Source organism: Enterococcus sp. RIT-PI-f (assembly GCF_001297065.1).
Taxonomy (GTDB): domain Bacteria; phylum Bacillota; class Bacilli; order Lactobacillales; family Enterococcaceae; genus Enterococcus_D.
This window is the reverse complement of the sequence record NZ_LHOX01000005.1, coordinates 13785-32869: the sequence shown is the minus strand read 5'-3', so window position 1 is coordinate 32869 and position 19085 is coordinate 13785. Positions and strand designations below refer to the sequence as shown.

Annotated in this window: 10 protein-coding genes; 7 read left to right on the top strand and 3 right to left on the bottom strand. The window is 42.3% G+C overall.

Translation table 11 applies throughout. The features are described from left to right. Positions 1-3: 3 nt before the first annotated feature. The 3 genes from AEQ18_RS01655 to AEQ18_RS01645 form a co-directional block, all read right to left on the bottom strand. On the bottom strand, positions 4-366 hold the full coding sequence (locus AEQ18_RS01655; protein WP_054114635.1) for a YxeA family protein: 363 nt from the start codon (positions 364-366) through the stop codon (positions 4-6). A 232-nt stretch (positions 367-598) separates the two neighbouring features. Then, a complete protein-coding gene (locus AEQ18_RS01650) occupies positions 599-958 on the bottom strand; it encodes a hypothetical protein (RefSeq protein WP_054114634.1) in 360 nt (119 codons plus the stop codon). Continuing rightward, on the bottom strand, positions 951-2252 hold the full coding sequence (locus AEQ18_RS01645; protein ID WP_054114633.1) for a DUF1576 domain-containing protein: 1302 nt from the start codon (positions 2250-2252) through the stop codon (positions 951-953). Before AEQ18_RS01645 ends, AEQ18_RS01650 begins: the two co-directional genes overlap by 8 nt. Positions 2253-2602: 350 nt before the next feature. Between AEQ18_RS01645 and AEQ18_RS01640 the strand changes: the two genes are divergently transcribed. The 7 genes from AEQ18_RS01640 (at position 2603) to AEQ18_RS01605 (ending at position 19035) form a co-directional block, all read left to right on the top strand. Continuing rightward, positions 2603-4084 carry a helix-turn-helix domain-containing protein gene (locus AEQ18_RS01640; RefSeq protein WP_054114632.1) on the top strand — a complete coding sequence of 494 codons (1482 nt, stop codon included), beginning with the start codon at positions 2603-2605 and terminating at the stop codon, positions 4082-4084. A 221-nt stretch (positions 4085-4305) separates the two neighbouring features. After that, positions 4306-6087 (top strand): oligopeptide ABC transporter substrate-binding protein, encoded by a 1782-nt coding sequence (locus AEQ18_RS01635; RefSeq protein ID WP_054114631.1) that lies wholly within the window; start codon positions 4306-4308, stop codon positions 6085-6087. A 644-nt stretch (positions 6088-6731) separates the two neighbouring features. Continuing rightward, entirely contained in the window at positions 6732-7574 is an 843-nt protein-coding gene (locus AEQ18_RS01625; RefSeq protein WP_054114630.1) for a PRD domain-containing protein, read from the top strand. 161 nt (positions 7575-7735) lie between these two features. Beyond that, the gene (locus tag AEQ18_RS01620) at positions 7736-9628 is read left to right on the top strand and encodes a beta-glucoside-specific PTS transporter subunit IIABC (RefSeq protein ID WP_054114629.1); all 1893 of its coding nucleotides are present in this window, start codon (positions 7736-7738) and stop codon (positions 9626-9628) included. A gap of 87 nt (positions 9629-9715) precedes the next feature. Then, positions 9716-11185 carry a glycoside hydrolase family 1 protein gene (locus AEQ18_RS01615; RefSeq protein ID WP_054114628.1) on the top strand — a complete coding sequence of 490 codons (1470 nt, stop codon included), beginning with the start codon at positions 9716-9718 and terminating at the stop codon, positions 11183-11185. A gap of 242 nt (positions 11186-11427) precedes the next feature. Beyond that, the gene (locus AEQ18_RS01610; protein ID WP_235505464.1) at positions 11428-12078 is read left to right on the top strand and encodes a hypothetical protein; all 651 of its coding nucleotides are present in this window, start codon (positions 11428-11430) and stop codon (positions 12076-12078) included. Positions 12079-12135: 57 nt separating this feature from the next. Beyond that, the gene (locus AEQ18_RS01605; RefSeq protein WP_054114626.1) at positions 12136-19035 is read left to right on the top strand and encodes a SpaA isopeptide-forming pilin-related protein; all 6900 of its coding nucleotides are present in this window, start codon (positions 12136-12138) and stop codon (positions 19033-19035) included. Positions 19036-19085 lie beyond the last annotated feature (50 nt).

Here is a 19085-nt window from a genome sequence, read left to right as displayed (position 1 = left end):
TGATTACGCTCCTTTTAATTGATCCAATGCTTTTGATGGGATGTCTGATGCTTGCACTTCTTCATAGCTAGTGACACCCTTTTTTTCGTTCCAAGTGATTTTCAGATAAGCTTCTTTGCGCAAGGGGCGATCTTGATAGGCTGTAAATGACAATGCCTTGCTTTGGCCGTCTTCATCATAGCCGGTCAACGCATAGGCATATTCATTCACGATCGTGCCATTGCTATCTTGTGATGTGCTTTTTTCTCCATTGGTGGTGACTTGGACATAGTAACTATCTCCACCCATCACGATTTTTTGTGCAAGTTGTAAGCCGCCGAATACAACAAGGACGACAACTGCTAAGCCAATCAATACTTTTTTCATGATTTATACACCTCTATTTAGATTATGGTGAAAGTATAACGCTGTTTTTCAGAAAAAGAGTGGGAAAAATCTATCAAACAACTTTCACTTTTGTCACAAGGCGCAATCAGTGGATAGCAGAAACGCTATCAGCTGAATCTGCACATTAGCAGATAAATGAAAGAAACTGATAGGACATGCGTGATCCTCGTTGCGAGTCGCGCATGTCCTATCAGTTCGTGTGTAGGTGAAATCAATTGCCTTGACCGTATGTTTTGCGAAACAGGTGAACAGTCAAGAAATCATCTTCGAAGACGATCGTGGCTTCATCGATCATCAAGCCTAACAAATAGTAATCTTTTTCTTCGTGGATCGTTTGATGGCCACCCAGTAATTCTACATAATAGTTTTCCAAAGTAATATCTCGCGGGGTGTTCAGCATATCGATAAAGTGTTCCAGATCTGCTGGCCTTTCAGGACACGGTCCGCAAACTTTCGCTGTAAAACCGACTTCTTTGAAGGTCATTTGACTGGTGATGTCCGTACAGTCATGAGAGAGGAAATACGTGACGACCTCATCTGCGATGCGCCGTGCGCGTTCTTTTTCAATCATTTTTTTTCCGCCTTTTTAGTTGTTTGATATCATCTAGTAAAGGTACCATAGCCGCTGCCACAAATCCACTAGAAAAACCATTATTGTACAGATTCAAGCCACCGTGAAGATAGGTGATATTGGTGACCAATGCAGCATGCGTGATGCCTGCAATGATGCCCGCGATTGGCCCGTAATAGCCGCTGATAGGGGCTAAGCTGGTGCCGAAAATAGCAGTCAAAAGCAGATTGAAGGTCGACACTTCTGCTGTTAAACCAAACTTAGAAGCCAGCACCACGCCAATCAAGATAGGGATGCTGTTTTTCAGATGATTCCCGAAGGCACCAAAGCCGATGACCGTCAATACAGCACCAAGCAACGGCCCAGATAGTTGGCCTTGCATGAGAAAGACAAAAGCAAGCATCAAAAACCCCATACTGGCCATATTGATCAGGGTCAACCCAAGCCCGTATATCGTGACAAAGTCAGTCATCAATTTGCCTGAGGTGTGCAGTAAGTCTGGAAAACCTGTCAGTGATCTTTCGTTCAAGACGTACCCAGTGACAAACAGCAAGCAGCATATCACTGCAATAAAAATAGCTAAAAAGAGGTGATACTCGGTGGTCAACGCGCTTTGTGGATGGACTTCTTGGCCGAAGAGGCGCAAAAAACTAGTAAAAAACATCGTGACGATCCCGGTCGCAAAGCCAATGTTATACAAAGAAAAACCTTGATGAAATTGCAAGAACTGTGCCGCCAAAGGAGGTAAGATCAAGCCTAAGCCGATTCCTGTTACATAGCCTAGCAGTATACCTACTGGCGCCGGCAGTCCTAAGCCAAAAGCGAGATAACTAATTACTGGGGAGGCTGCACTACCGAATAAAGCAACCAAAGAAAACTGATTGACAGGTTTCCGATGAATATATGCATATAAGTAAACCCCTAGAGGGATGGGAATCGAATTAAAGAGATTTTTGCCAAAAAAGGAAAATCCGGAAAGTGTCAAAAACGCCGCAATCATCGGGCCGGTGATAACAGTTCCTTGCTTCTTCGCGATCAATACGGTCAAAAGCAGCAAGAGACCGCTGTTCAAGAAGGCACTGCCGAGATTGCCAACTGCAAAATAATCAGAGATCAGATTGCTTGGCGACGTCAAAATATTGAAGGAACCGATCAAAAGGTCCCGCGGTGAGGATAGACAGCCAAGGAGAATCAGAATACCGCTGTAAACCAATAAAATACGCTGTGTCAGTAATTGGCTGCGTGGTGCAAAAGCTTTCGAAGTCGTTTGAAGAATCACTTTTTTTTCTGCCATAAATACCTCCTTCAATTCATGGTATCACACTAGCGGAAACGAGAATAGCCGATAGAACAAAAATATCTATATTTCTTTTGCGATTAAATAACGTGATTTTTGTTATGAAAGCCAAAATAAAATCGATATAATGTTATAATACGGATTTGGTGATAGAGAATGATAGCAACGATCTTAGAAATTTCACCATTCAATAAAAATTGATTTTTCACAAATCTTTAGTGAAAAGCAAAATAAAGATTACAAAATGGGTTCCTGAAAACATTATACTTTTTAGTGTCAGTAACAATCCGACATAAAAGAAGAATGAGCGTAATCAGAAAACTTGCAACTATAAAGGAGAATATACGATGTTTCCCGATTTTCTAAACAAACCTGAAAAGCGTAAATTTCTATTTGTCCAACATTTAGAAAACCAACCTTTATTGAATGATGATAAAGAAGCAATGATGCACACTCTAGGCTTGTCGAGTTTCCTCTTTTACAAAACCATTGACGAACTGAATGCCGATTTTATCGCATTTGGTCTGCAAGAGGATATGGAAATCCAAGTAGAGGGTCCAATCGTTCAATTGATATACAAAGGGATGACACATGCTGAAATACTTTTTACATACTACTTTGAACAATCATTAAAGTATTGTATCTTCAAGGAATGCTTTTTTGAACAGTTGGTGTCTATTTATGATTTTGCGGAGCGGCATTATTTCAGCCACAATCCAGTATACAAAGAGTTTAAACTGCTGAAGAAAATTTTATTACAATATGGCATCAAAATCACCAAAGATTTTCAATTGGTTGGCGATGAATGGGCCATTAGAGAATTTCTGTTTATCTTCTTTTTGAGCAGTAAGGAGAAAATACCTACCCTTTTTCCTGCAGCTACTCGAGAGAAAGTCAAAAGCTTTGGCTCCCTCTTTGATGATCCTGCTGTACACTGTGCACCAGATGCACGAATGACGGTCAAGTTGTCGCTGATCTTGCATATCATTACGACACGATTTAAAAACGGGCATCATTTAGCCAGTGCACGACCAAAGGGACGCATGGTTCCAGTATCTCCCGCTTTGCTCAACAAAATCACGCAGTGGGTCCATTCGATCAATCCGCTGCAAGAAATCCATCTATGTCAAATCGAAGCAGAAGGTATCGCCCAGTTCATGATAGCAGAAGGATTGATCGACGGGGCATACTTTGCTGCTGCTGGACGTCCGGAAATCGCAGAAATGAATCAACATTTTTTTGATCATTTGCTTGATTGTTTTTCGATTGGCACGGAAGACTTAGCCAAAATCGAGCAAGAATTGTACCACATCCATTATATATTTATCAGTTTTCAACCTTCAGCACATTGGCATTACAGTGAAGCCGCGATTGATTATTTGATTGAGGATTATCCGGAATTCGATGCTTTTTGCAAAGCTTACATCACATTGAATCTGCATCTCGATATGGTTTGTCCCAGCAGCCAGTACTTATTTCATCATTACTTGTCACTGCTTGTTTCAGTTGTGACACTTGAAGAAATCGTTGCACCGATCAAAATCTGTCTTGATTTTTCATACGGGGAGAAATATAACCGCATCATTGCACAGCATATGAGGCACGCGATCGATACCCCTGTTCAACTGCAACGAAGTGTGTGTGTGGATACTGAGATCATTCTTTCAGATATCTTGAACAAAGATACGAACTGTCCAGTCGTAATGCATTGGTCGACATCACCTAAGCAGTCAGATTGGGCTAGTTTGAAGGCGCAAATCCGTCAAATCCGCCGAGACCGAACCAACCAAGCAATCAAAGCATTTGCCGCACAAAAAGAAATTTCTTAAGAAAATAGTCTATTATGGTTCAGCTTCCGATACGGATAGATGAACTGTAATAGGCTTTTTTGTCAATAATTTCACCCTTCGCTGAAAATATTGAATAAAGGCATTTGCAGATAATTGTTATAATTCATTAAGTATCTCTAGCTTTTTCTAATCATATCATCATTGTTTCGGTTTTGTGCAGGATTGGGGAATGCTGAGGGGATCAAATAAGGAGGAACGCAATGAAGAAAAAAATTTTTGGTGTCGTTACATTATGCGCAACATTGATTTTAGGTGCTTGCGGGTCAGGGAATGAGGCTGGAACAGATTCGACAAGTACAAGCAACGCAGCTGAGGAAAGCGAAGGACTCGTGTTTCCGATCAGTACATCTAATGATGATGAACCAATTGACGGCGGTGTTCTTGAAGTCGCAGTTGTAATGGATACCCAATTCCAAGGGTTGTTCCATACCGAATTTTATCAAGATGCGTATGATGATCACTTTATGTCACCTACCCATGAACCATTATTCTATTATGACAGCGATTTTAAAATCGTTGATGGCGGTCCAGCTGATTTAGTATTAGATCTTGATAACAACAAAGCAACGATTACCCTTAGAGATGAATTGAAGTGGGCTGATGGTGAAGATGTTACCGCAGAGGACCTTATTTTTTCATATGAAGTGATTGGGCATCAAGATTATACTGGTATTCGCTATGACAATAACTTTACCAATATCATTGGCATGGAAGAATATCATGCTGGTGAAGCAGAAACGATTTCTGGAATCACAGCAATCAGTGAGAAAGTAATCGAAATCGAATACAAAGAAATGCATCCAGGGATGATGCAATCTGGTGGGGGTGTGTACGGATCAGCCTTGCCAAAACATACCTTTGAAGGCATTGAAGTCGCAGATATGCAAAGTAGTGATCCAGTTCGGAAAAATCCGATTGGCTTTGGCCCGTATGTGATGAGTAATATTGTTGCAGGTGAGAGTGTCGAGTATTTGCCAAATGAACATTACTATGGCGGCAAACCATCATTGGAAAAAGTTGTCTTTCGTGCTGTTCCTTCAGCATCGATCAATGAAGCTTTGAATGCCAGACAGTTTGACTTAGTTTATCAGATGCCAACAGATACGTATGACTCTTATAGTGATACTGAAGGGTATGAGATGCTCGGTCGGATGCAAAGAGCATACACCTATATCGGTTTCAATTTAGGCGTCTTAGGAGAGGACGGATCAGTAGAATATGATCCAAATGCCAAAATGGCCAATAAAAGCTTGCGTCAAGCGATGGGCTATGCAATGGATAACAATGCGATCGGTGAGCGCTTCTATTATGGGTTACGAACGCGTGCCACTACATTGATTTCACCAGTATACGGTACCTTGCATGATCCAAGCATCGCTGGCTATGACTACAATATGGAAAAAGCAAATCAACTTCTAGATGATGCAGGATTTATTGATGTGGATGGCGATGGATATAGAGAAGATCCAGATGGAAATCCACTTGTGATCAACTTTGCATCCATGTCAGGGGGCGAAACCGCACAACCATTAGCTGATTATTACATCCAGCAATGGCAGGAAATTGGGCTAAATGTTGAATATTCAACAGGACGTTTAATCGACTTTCAAGCATTTTATGACAAGTTGAAAAATGATGATCCAGATATTGATGTGTTCCAAGCGGCGTGGTCTACAGGAAATGATCCATCACCTACTAGTTTGTGGGGACCGAATTCTGCCTTTAACTACACACGTTATGCATCAGAAGAAAATACCCGTTTATTGGCTGCTATCGATTCAAACGATTCGTTTAATGAAGAAAAACGTAAAGAGGCATTTGATGCATGGCAAGTTTATGCAGCTGAAGAAGCATTTGCCATTCCGACTCTTTATAGAAATGAAGTATTACCAATTTCGAATCGGGTGACAAACTTTACTTGGGCATATGAAGTGGATCATAATCCATGGGGAACCATCGCTGTGACAGCAGAAACAAGATAGACATGACGAACAAGCGTAAGTTTTTGAGCTTACGCTTGTTAAATTTGAATCGGCAATCACACTTTGATAGGGAATACATGGAATTGGTCTACCTTGAAAAATAAATTTAAAAACGTTTGCAAAAAACTGTTGACATTCCTTTGCAGATTGAGTAAGATAATCACAACAGAGCGCGAGAGTGTTCTGATAACTGGATTCGTTACTGTTCGGCAGGCAAGACCAGAGGAAAAAAGTGCGTTGATTACCCATGAGAATCTTTCTCGGGGTTGTACACTTTTTTGCTTTGGTCTTCTTTTTTTACTCAATTTTTTTGTTGAATATAAAAAGGACCGGTTCCAAAGTCAATGGATCTTAGTCGTCGCTGCAGCTGTGCAGCTTGAAAGGGGAGAAGACAAAAAGGGAGTGTTTTCAATAAAAGGTTGGACCCGTTCGTCGATCTTTTGAATCATCTGTACAACGTTAAAAATTGCTTAGACAGATTCAAATAGAGATCACCCAGGCAACAATGCTGGTTACACTGTTGTCAAATAGATGCCAAAGTGCATCATGAACGGCATAGGACAGGAACCTTCGGCATAAACAACTCGCCTGCTATGAATGAATGTGTTTATCCTGCGAGAATTGCTGATTAAGGAGGATTGTTCGTGAAAATAGTCAAAAGGATCAACAACAATGTTGTACTCTCGAAAGAAGAGGAAGTCGAAGTGATCCTCATGGGGAAAGGTATCGGTTTTCAAACAAAACCCGGTGATTTGATCCCGCCAGAATCAATTGAAAAAAAGTATTATCCTGAAGATGACTTGACTGTAGAGCATATGTCGAAAGTCATGACAAAAGCCAATGAAAAACAAATGGCCGTGATTTATGAAATCGTTCGTATCTTTCGGGATAGTATTGAAACCGATTTCAATCCTAACGTGTATTTCACATTGATGGATCATATCTTGTTTGCCATCAGCAGACAAAAGCAAGACATTGTCTTGACCAATCCCATGCATTGGGAAATCAAAAAAATCTATGCCAAAGAATACGCGGTCAGTGTGCAAGCGGTGGACTTGATTCGCCGGGAACTGTATCCTGATTTTTCACAAGAGGAAGCTGCTTTTATTACGCTGCATTTTGTGAATGCAGAAATAGAAAAAAGTGCCAATCAGAGTGCCTTTGAGCACACAGAACTGACAAACAATATTTTAAGGATCGTGAAGTACAGCATGAATATCGAATATGATGAAAATTCATCTTACTTCCAACGATTTGTGACCCACATACGCTATTATTTGATTCGCCAAAGTCAGGGGACGGAAGAACCAGTGATGACCAATCCAATGATTGCATTGGCTTTCAGCAGTTATCCTAAAGAAAAAGAAACCGCAGATTCAATCAAAGACTATTTATATGAACAAAAAGGTTGGCTAGTCAACGATATGGAATTGATGTATTTGATTCTTCATATCGGCAATCTAGCAGCCCATTCAAAAATATCATAAGAAAATAAATGGATTCGTTACAGTTCGGCTGGCAAGACCTGCACTTTCTTACAATACGTCTAGGGGCAGACTCTTTTTTGGAGCGTCTGGCACCAAGGCTAGATTGTAATTTGCTGCTGGTCTTTTTATTATCGAAATAACACACAAAAGGAGCAATTAAAATGGCAAAATATACTGAGTTAGCACAAGATATCTTAGACCACGTCGGTGGCAAAGAAAATGTTTCATCTGTTAAACATTGTGTGACAAGACTGCGTTTTCACTTGAAAGATGAAAGCAAAGCAGACACCAACTATTTGCAAAAACGCGATGGTGTCGTGACTGTGGTCAAAGCTGGCGGCCAATATCAAGTGGTTATTGGGAACCATGTGCCAGATGTCTATGAAGAAGTTTTGAAAGTCGGCGGGTTAGCGGACGGTGGTACAGTTGATGTAGATGAAGGAGATGGGCCGAAAGGCAGCTTGTTCGATCGCTTTATTGATGTCATCTCAAGTTTATTCCAACCTTTCTTAGGTCCTTTGGCAGCAGCCGGTATCTTAAAAGGGATCACTGCGTTACTCGCTGCAACAGGCATGGACGCAAGCAACGGCATTTATGTCGTGATGAACACATTAGGCGATGGCTTGTTCCAATACTTGCCAATGATCCTTGCAGTGACAGCGGCGCGTAAATTCAAGATGAATGTCTATACAGCATTGGCGATCGCTGGCGCGATGGTTTATCCAGGGTTGTCAGACAGTGTTGCAGCAGCCAGCAAAGTCTTTGGTTTGACTTTGACCTTACCAGCAGGCGGCTACTACAATAGCGTCTTGCCAGTAATCTTAGCTATTTTTGTTGCTTCTAAAATCGAACAGTATATGCGTAAAATCACACCAGATGTGGTGAAAATGTTTGTTGTACCTTTCGTAACGATTTTGATCACCGTTCCATTGACTTTCTTCGTTGTTGGACCAGTAGCCAACACAGCGTCTAGCTGGATCGGTATTGCGTTCCAAGCAGTCTATGACTTTAGTCCAATCGTCTATGGTTTTGCTTTAGGTGCGTTGTGGCAAGTATTGGTAATGTTCGGTTTGCACTGGGGGCTTGTACCTTTGGCAATCATGGATATGGCGCAAAATGGCCATTCAATCATCTTGACAGCCGCAGTATTGCCATGTTTCACACAAACAGGTGTGTTAGCTGCTATTTGGTTGAAAACCAAAGAACCTAAAGTCAAACAAGGGGCAATGCCAGCCTTGATCTCTTCGATCTTCGGTGTGACTGAACCTGCTATTTATGGCTATACGCTACCAATGAAAACACCATTTATCGTATCTTGTCTTGTATCTGGTTTTGTCGGCGTCTACTTATCAATTTTCAATGTAACTGGGTATGCAATGGGTGGTATGGGTATCTTCTTGTACCCTGCATATATCGATCCTGCAACAGGCAGCTTCCACAGTGTGATCCACTTAGCCATCGGTACAGTCTTAGCGATTGTCGCTTCATTTGTCATCATGATGTTGTTGAAAGTTCCTACATTATATGCAGATCTTGATGCACCTGTTGATGTACCAGTGACACCAGCTGCACCTACACGCACTGTATCAGCTATCGTCAAAGACGAAACCATCAAAAGCCCAGTTTCAGGCCATGTTGTCGCTTTAGCAGATGTTGAAGACAAAGTATTTTCATCTGGTGCAATGGGCAAAGGCGTTGCAGTTGAGCCAGCTACTGGCGAAATCACGGCGCCTGCAGATGCAGAAGTAAAAATCTTGTTTCCAACGAAACATGCGATTGGTTTAGTGACAGAAGACGGGACGGAATTGTTGATCCATATTGGCATGAATACCGTTGAATTGGAAGGCAATCATTTCACGTCTTACATCAATCAAGGGGATAAGGTCAAAGCTGGACAAAAATTGATTTCATTTGATGCAGAGGCGATTCGTTCTGCAGGGTATTCTCTTTTAACACCAGTGATCGTGACCAATTCAAATGATTATTCAAACGTACTAGCGACTGATGCCGCAGATGTTTCAGCCAATGACAATTTGATCGAAGTTGTAAAATAAATGAACAACGGTACGAGGCCATCCCTTTTCAGACAAAGTTCTATGACAGGATGGCCCACGACCGATTAATAGAAAAGAGGCCATGTAATGACAGACAAACAGTTTCCAAAAGGATTTCTATGGGGTGGGGCAACAGCAGCCAATCAATTCGAAGGGGCATGGAATGAAGGCGGCCGTGGACCGGCAACATCTGATACAGCCGTAGCTGTGAAACCCGAAGACCGCAAAAATATCGAAGACTTTGCGGCGCCGATGACGAAAGAAAAAATCGAATTTGCCTTGAACGATCAAGATGGCTTATATCCTAAGCGCTGGGGCTCAGATTTTTATCACCGTTATAAAGAAGACATTGCGCTATATGCGGAAATGGGTTTCAAAACCTTCCGTTTATCGATCGCTTGGTCACGAATTTTTCCAAATGGCGATGATGCACAACCAAATGAAGAAGGCCTGAAATTTTATGACAATGTCTTTGATGAGTGTGCAAAATATGGGATCGAACCATTGGTGACTTTGTCCCATTACGAAACACCAATCGGCATCGCGCTGAACTACGGTGGCTGGAAAAATCGTAAAGTCATTGACTTGTTCGTGAAATACGCAGAAACTGTCTTGACGCGTTATAAAGACAAAGTCAAATACTGGCTGACATTTAACGAAATCAATATCATGGGGATTTCCGGCTATGTTGGCGGTGCCTTGGTGTCTGAAGATGGCACTCAAAACCTATCGGATATGTATCAAGCAGTGCATCACCAATTTGTTGCCTCAAGTTTAGCAACAAAATTTGCCCATGAGATCAATCCTGAAATCAAAGTAGGGATGATGTTGGCGCGGATGCAATCTTACCCAGCGACACCAAATCCAGCGGATGTTATGGAAGAAATCAAAAAAGACCATGAGAACTTATTCTTCTCGGACGTACAAGTACGTGGGAAATATCCAGCTTATACCAAACGGTTCTTCAAAGAAAACAACATCGAAGTGACATTTGAAGACGGCGATCTAGATATCTTGGCACAACATCCAGTTGACTTCATGTCCTTCTCATATTACATGAGTTCGATCGCACGCCATAATCCGGAAGCAGGCGGTGATTCAGCAGCCGGAAACTTCTCATTAGGTGAATCCAATCCGTATTTGGATGCATCAGACTGGGGTTGGCAAATCGATCCAATCGGCTTGCGGGTGACGTTGAACAACTTATACGATCGTTACGAAGTGCCTTTGTTTATTGTGGAAAACGGCTTAGGGGCATTAGACACAGTTGAGGAAGATGGCTCGATCCATGATTCTTATCGGATCGAATACCTAAAAGCCCATATTGAACAAATGTATGAAGCAATCGAAGATGGAGTCGAATTAATGGGGTATACACCATGGGGTTGTACAGATTTAGTATCCGCGTCCACTTCAGAAATGTCTAAACGGTATGGGTTTGTATATGTCGATGCCGATGACGAAGGCAATGGTTCATTCGACCGTTCCCGTAAAGATAGTTTCTTCTGGTATAAAGATGTGATTGCCTCAAATGGCAGCAGCTTATTTGATGAATAATTGATGAGAAAGCCGAATCTTAGATTCGGCTTTTTTTGTGCAGATAAATTGGTTTTTACTTTCAATTGTGACAGATTAAACAGATTGATGTTGAATCGTGTAATGCAACTGTCGCTTGTTTAATAACTTAAGTAATAGAATCATGTGAATCTTTTTCACATGATCCGCTTTCAAGTGAGAAGAATGTGAAAAAATGATTTTTTTCCTCGATTAATGGATAGAAAAGAGTATGATTGGCACGTATGAATCTATTGAAGGAGTGGAAAAATGTGGGGCGTTTATATAAAGCACGTAAACCAATTTTCTTGATGATGCTGGGTTTGCTTTTGTTTCAATACGTAGCACCTGTGGCAGCAGTGGCGCAAGTGCTGATGCAAAAAAATGCACAAATGACACTTGTCGAAGCAAAGAAAGGGGAAGCAGACAATCAAATTGCCTTGTCTGTCGACCTAGAAGCTGGGGAAACAGAAGAAAGTCTGGAGATTCAATCCTCAGAAAAGATTTTCTCCAGTGTGGCTTTTGCTGATACGTCGATGACAGATACAGTTTCTCTTCATGACACACAAGACAACATTCAATTATCCGTACAGCCAGCAGAAGAGAGCGTAAGTAAAACAATCTTATTGACGATCAAAGACGGCACTTCTCTGAAGAATGGCACAGTCGATTTTACATACCAAGATCAGACAATCTCTTATCAATTGCCTGATCAGTATGTGGCCGCAGATCAGACAACCACAACGAGCAGTGAAGCGACAGGTTCAACAAGTACCACTACCTCTGAATCCGAAACGACAACGCCTTCTAGTGAAGAGTCCAATCGGTCAGATAGAGCAGCTGTCTCCTCAGATTCTACTTCTGGGGATGATCAAACAACGGATTCTTCCGAGTAGGTCAGCCATGAAGCAACCGATATTCGTACGTATTTCCCAAATGGCACCGGTACGATTTTGACGGACACCAAAATCAGCTACAAAAACGAAGCTGGTGAAGAAGTCCAACCACCGCTGACCGATAAAATGAGTGTCTTGCTCTATTATATGTGGCAAATTCCGGAAGACGTCAGAAAACAAATAGTCGCTGGGGATTATTTTGACTTTCAATTACCTGATCAATTAAAACCGAATCGTACATTATCTGGGGAGTTGAAAACAGATGGTAGTGATGAGGTCTATGCCACCTATACCGTTGATACCGATGGCCATGTTGTTTTTACATTTACTGAGAATGTAACGACAGAATCGGATATCAAAGGGGACTATACATTTGACACCCATTTCGATACGGCCCATTTAGATGGACCGGGGAATACAACGATTACTTTCCCTGCAGAAGATCAACTGCCACCAGTCGATGTCTTTATACGTCCAGATACCGAAAAAGAAATCGACAAACAGGGCCATTTTGATCGGACACCGAATCCTTCGGCAGTGACATGGACCATTGATTTTAACCATGCTATGCATGCATTGACCAACCCGACGATCACTGAAAGTTGGCCGAAGGGTATCGATTATCAATCGGTGAAAGTCTATGAATTGGTTATGAACTTAGATGGAACGATCAAAGCGCAAGGCCGTTTGCTCGATCCATCCGAATACACTGTGAATCAAAAAGGCAACGTAACTGTCAACGGCAGCACGCAAAATGCCTATCGCTTGATTTACCAAACAGCCATCAATCAGTCGATCATACCGGATAAAGGTGGACAAGTGCCTTTTGTCAATCAGGCGATGTTGACCGATGACAATGACCCGGACGGTATTGATGCCAAAGCAACGGTCACTGCGAATTATGGCAAACTGTTAACAAAACAAAACATAGGATACGATTCTGGCAAGCAACAATTCTCATGGCGTATCAAGTACAATTATGGCGAGAAGAAAATAGAGCAATCTCAAGCACATTTGACAGATACTACTAGTAATAATCTTGAATTTGTGTCTTCGTCTATTGTTGTTCGACCCATAAGCTTTGACACAAATGGCAAGGAAACTGTAGGTCAATCGTTAGAAGCTGGCAAAGACTATCAAGTTGTGCCGGCAAGCGATGGCCATGGCTTCACCTTACAATTTCTAAAAGATGTGGATCAAGCCTATCAAATTGATTATAAAACTGACGTCAATCAGATCGTAGATGGAACGACTGATGTCAGCAATCAAGTTTCTGTGAATGATGAAGAACATGCTTCTTCTAATGGACAAGCACAACAACAAAACGTGATCAAAAATATTGGCACAATCGATTATGCCAATCGTACAGTCGATTGGTCGATCAGTGTCAACAAGAACCACTATGCTATGACAAATCTGGTTCTGACAGACACCTATGCCCCTGCTCGTGGATTGAGCATGGCTTTGAGACAAGGTGCGCAATATAATCTGGATATTCGCGACAAAACAGCGAACGTGACATTGCAGCCAAATAAAGACTACACGATAGTTTTGACAACAGATAATGACGGTTATCAAACAGGATTTGTTGTTCATTTGATTGGTGATTATGCGTCGACCGATCATGAATTGACGATCAATTATCGAACAAATTTTGATGTATCCAACTTAGATCCAGATCAATCGAGCTTAAATCACTTCACCAACGGGATCAATGCTAATTGGTATGATCAAAATGGAGACGAACATCATTCAAATGATCATAAAGATTTTAAACCCAATTATCCCTATGCATTGAATGCCCAAAAAAGTGGCGTCTACAATGCTGTGACAAAAACGATCACATGGACGGTTGCTGTCAATCTCAGTGGCAATCAGTTAGAAAATGCCACATTGATCGACCCGGTATTAAACAATCAATCCTATCTCTCAGGTAGCTTGAAAGTCTTCAATGCTCAGACCAATCCAGATGGCTCCGTCACGAAGCGATTTGAACAAGCTGTCAATGCGCAGATGCGTAAAGTAACAGAACCGAATGTGCTGAATGAACAGACCATCGAAGTTGATTTTCCCAATGATATTGCACAAACCTATCTGATTGAATTTCAAACATCCGTTGCCGCTAAAGTGATAGGCAAACAAGGCGATTATACCAATGTTGCCAAATATGCAAACAATGGGGAAGTTCGGAAAGTCACTGGAGAAGTTTCTGTTAAATATGGTGGCGAACTTGTTGAAAAAACTGGCGCACAAGATGCAGCAAATCCAGACTACGTCAACTGGCAAATGTTGGTCAATCCTTCCCAGTCTACTTTGAGCAATGTGAAGATCACAGATACGCCATCGACAAACCAAGTGATCGATCAGTCTTCCGTTCAATTGTTTCAAACAGAAGTTGCTGCAGATGGAACTATCACACCCAATATGGAGGCACCATTAACAGTTGATAAAGACTTTACAGTAGTTGTTACGACAAATAATGCCACTGGCCAACAAGAAATGATCGTCACATTAGCAAACAAAATCACGACGGCTTATTATATGACCTATCGTAGTTTTATCACTTCTTCTGCGGCAGGCAATACAGATAAAGTCAGCAACAATGTGAAGGTCACCGGGGACAACACAGAAGAAGTGTCAGGCGACAATGCCCATGATGTGACCGTGCAAATCGATCATAGTTCAGGAAATGCGTCTGGAGAAAAGGGTCGTTTGATTTTACAAAAAACGGACAGTGATGGGACGACGCCATTGACTGGTGCGCATTTCGAATTGTGGGATACAACCAAATCGCAACTATTGCGAGAAGGGGATGTCAGTAAATTAGGACAAATCACCTTTGGTGCATTGCCATTCGGCGACTATTTATTGTTTGAAACCACTGCGCCTGATGGGTATACAGTATCTAATGATTTGGCCAAAGGAAAGCGTGTCACCATTACTGCCGCGAATACAGGCGATCAAGTGGCACCTCTTGTGTTAGAGAATGAACGCAGCAAAGTGATCTTGCATAAAGTAGATACGGCAGGGAATCCAATTACTAGTGGGCAAAGCAATCAAACGGGGGCACAGTTCAAAATCGAGCGTCTCAACCGTCTTTCTGTCTCTGGAAATAATTGGGATGAAGTGGCAATCGATCCTAACACCACCGATCAAAATGGAGATCTGGTCATCGAAAGCTTGCCAGTCGGCATCTATCGGGCAACAGAAATCGCAGCGCCGACAGGGTATATTCTCGATCCGACACCACACAGTTTTATCGTAGCTAAAACAGACAAGCAGCAAATACCTACTGTCGAAGTGACAGTGACGAATGCCCAAGGGACTGCTGCGTTGACCAAAACCTCGGATACTGGAGAACCATTAGCTGGAGCAACGTTTGATGTGCTTGATCAAAAAGGGAATCCCGTAAATGATCAACCACTAGTGTCAGATGAAGATGGCCTCGTTCGTGCAACAGATTTAGCACCAGGATCGTATTCTTTCAAAGAAACCAAGGCACCAACGGGTTACTTGATCAATACAACGTTGATTCCATTTGACATCACAGACAGTCAAGCAGGAGAGCCAGACGTAGTGACTGTCCAACCGGATGGTACCACCCCAATCGCCTTGGTTGATTATCAAGGATCAGCAAGCCTCAAGAAGACGGATGAAGCAGGGAACCCATTAGCAGGTGCTGCTTTTAATGTGATAAACGAAGCGGATCAAGTCGTCAATAGCAGCCCGATTATCGCCAAAGAAGATGGTACAGTAACTATCGATCATTTGGCGCCAGGAAATTATCGATTTGTTGAAACCAAAGCACCAGATGGCTATTTGCTTAATACAGAGGCAGTTGCTTTCACGATAGGAAATGAAGCTAAAGGTGCGCCTGCCAGTGTTGATGCTGGATCTCTGAAAAATTATCAAGCTAGCTTCTCGATCCGTAAAACGGATACTGCTGGCACCGGATTAGCAGGCGCTGATTTTACTCTTTATAATAGCGACAAAGAAAAAATGGATGTCACAATGACAACCGACAAAGATGGACGAATTGTCTTTTCTGATTTAGCACCAGGCACCTATTATTACCAAGAAATCAAAGCACCATCCGCTGAAGATGGTACGGATTATATTATTAATCCTGCGTTGATCCGTGTAGATATTCCAACCGAGTATCAAGGTGATCCTGGCGTATTTGATCAAGGCGATTTTCAAAATTTCCGCGGCAAAACCGAAGTGACCAAAAAAGGGGATGGCGGTTCGATCGCCGGCGCGACCTTTGACCTTTATCGAATCACAAATGGTGAGCAAACACTGGCGAGGAAAATCACCGTTGGAGAAGATGGTGTGTTGGACCTAGCTGATTTGGGCGTAGGTTCGTATAAATTAGTTGAAGTTGATGCTGCTTCTGGTTATGTGATCAATACACAACCCATCTATTTTGCGATAGATTCACAAGATGATGAAAATGAAGTCATCGATAATCTAGATTTCTCAAATTATCAAAGTGAACTGATTGGTCATAAAGTCAATCAAGCTGGTGAAGGTCTTGCAAATGCCAGCTATCAAATCTATAAAACCGACAAAGATGTACAAGTGACAGGCACGCCAGTCCACTTTGCCACGAAAGATGCAACGGATACGGATACGATCGTGACCAATCAAGCAGGAGAAATCTATGCCAAAGGACTTGAGGCTGGCAGCTATGTATTGGTGGAAACCAACGCGCCTTCAGGTTATATATTAGATGAAACACAGCATCCATTTACAATCAAAGACCAATTGGGAAAACCAACACCAGTTGATCTAGGTGATTTAGTCAATTACCAGGGAAGTGTTCAACTAAGAAAAACAAATGCAGATCACAGCCCGTTGTCTTGGGGATCATTTGATCTATTGGATGACAATGACCAAGTGGTAAATGAATCAGCGCTGATCACGGATGAATCAGGCCTGATTTCTGTTGATGGATTGGCGCCTGGTACGTATCATTTTAAAGAAACCCAAGCACCAGATGGCTATCTCATCAACACAGCTTCTACAACTTTTACTATCGAAGCAAGTCAACCTGGCAAACCAGCTCAAATTGCACTTGCAGACTTTATTGATTATCAAGGCTCAGCTTCATTGATAAAAACCGATAGCCGGGGCAATGGATTGGCGGGGGCAGTCTTTGATGTCCTTGACAGTCAAGACAACGTGGTGAACACGGAGCCTTTGATCACCAATCAAAATGGTCGTGTACAAATGGAAGACCTTGCACCAGGGGATTATCGCTTTGTCGAAACCCAAGCACCAGCAGGGTACATTTTGAATGATACGCCGGTGACATTTACGATCGATGATGCAGCCGAAGGCCAACCTCAGACCATAGAAGCAGGTACCTTGGTCAATTATCAAGGACGTGCTGAATGGATCAAAACCGATGAAGCAGGAAACGGTCTGCAAGGTGCAACGTTTGCGGTACTCGACCAAGACGGAAATGAAGTCGCAACAACCGCATCGGGTAAAGACGGTCATGTACAAATAGCTGGATTGGCACCAGGTAACTATCAGTTTAAAGAAACCAAAGCACCGGAAAGCTATGTGATCAATGACCAACGCGTCTCCTTTACGATTGATCCAGTATCAACTGGCGCACCAGAAATACTGCATTTAGGAAACTTTGTCAATTTCAAAGGTTCAGAGAAATTGGTCAAAACAGCAGAAGATGGAACCCCGCTGGCCAATGTCACGTTTGATGTGTTAGATGACCAAGACAACCAAATCAATAACGAACCTTTAAGCACAAACGCCCAGGGGGAAATTGAAGTGGATGACTTGGCGCCGGGGAACTATCGATTTGTTGAGCATGACACAGTGCAAGGTTATATTCTAAATACTGACTCAATCGCCTTTACGATTCCAAACCATGCGGCTAGAAAACCTGTGTTATTTGCTGGCACGTTCATTAACTATCAAGGCAGCGCGGTACTGAAAAAGACAAATGAAGAAGGACAACCATTACAAGGTGCTGCCTTTGCGGTATTCGATGCAGATGGAAAAAGAATCAATGTCGATGATTTGATCACAGATACGGATGGTCTGATCTCTATTGGGCAGCTAGCACCGGGGGATTATACATTTGTTGAAATTTCTGCGCCAAGCGGTCATTTAGTCAATGAACAAGCAGTGCCATTTACCATTAATGAAAGTGCGTCTGGCGAACCAGAAGCGGTATTCACAGGCACAATGATCGATTATCAAGGCAGTGCCACATTATTGAAAACCGATGAAGATAAAACGCCACTAGCAGGGGCCATCTTCAAAGTCATAGATGAAACAGGTGCAACTGTAGCAGAAAATCTGGCATCGAACGAAGAGGGAATTGTTGCAGTTGATGGCTTAGCACCAGGACAGTATTCATTTGTAGAAACCCAAGCACCGACGGGGTATCTGATCAATGACCAAGCCATCTCCTTTGAGATCGCCACATCCGCAATTGGAGCACCAGCAGTCGTGGATGCCGGAACAATGATCGATTATCAAGGCAGTGCCACATTATTGAAAACCGATGAAGACGATACACCTTTAGCAGGCACCATCTTCAAAGTGGTAGATGAAACAGGCGCAACTGTAGCAGAAAATCTGGCCTCGAGTGAAGAGGGAATTGTTACAGTGGATGGCTTAGCGCCAGGGCAGTATTCATTTGTGGAAACCCAAGCACCGAAGGGTTATCAAATCTCAGATGAAGCAATCAAATTTGTGATAGCTTCACATGCAGCGGGTCAACCAACTGAAGTGGATGCAGGTCAACTGATCAATCATCTGATGCCAAATACACCGAATACACCAAATACGCCTGAGAAACCATCAGGGAAATTACCCAAAACAAATGATACCAGCAATCGTTGGTTTGCGTTGATTGGGGGAAGTATCGTGGTATTAACAAGTACCGCAGGTTTCTACTTCAATAAGAAACGAAAAAGCTAATGCGTGAAACAATCAAAAAGGTGCTGCATCCTTTCCATTGAGGATGCAGC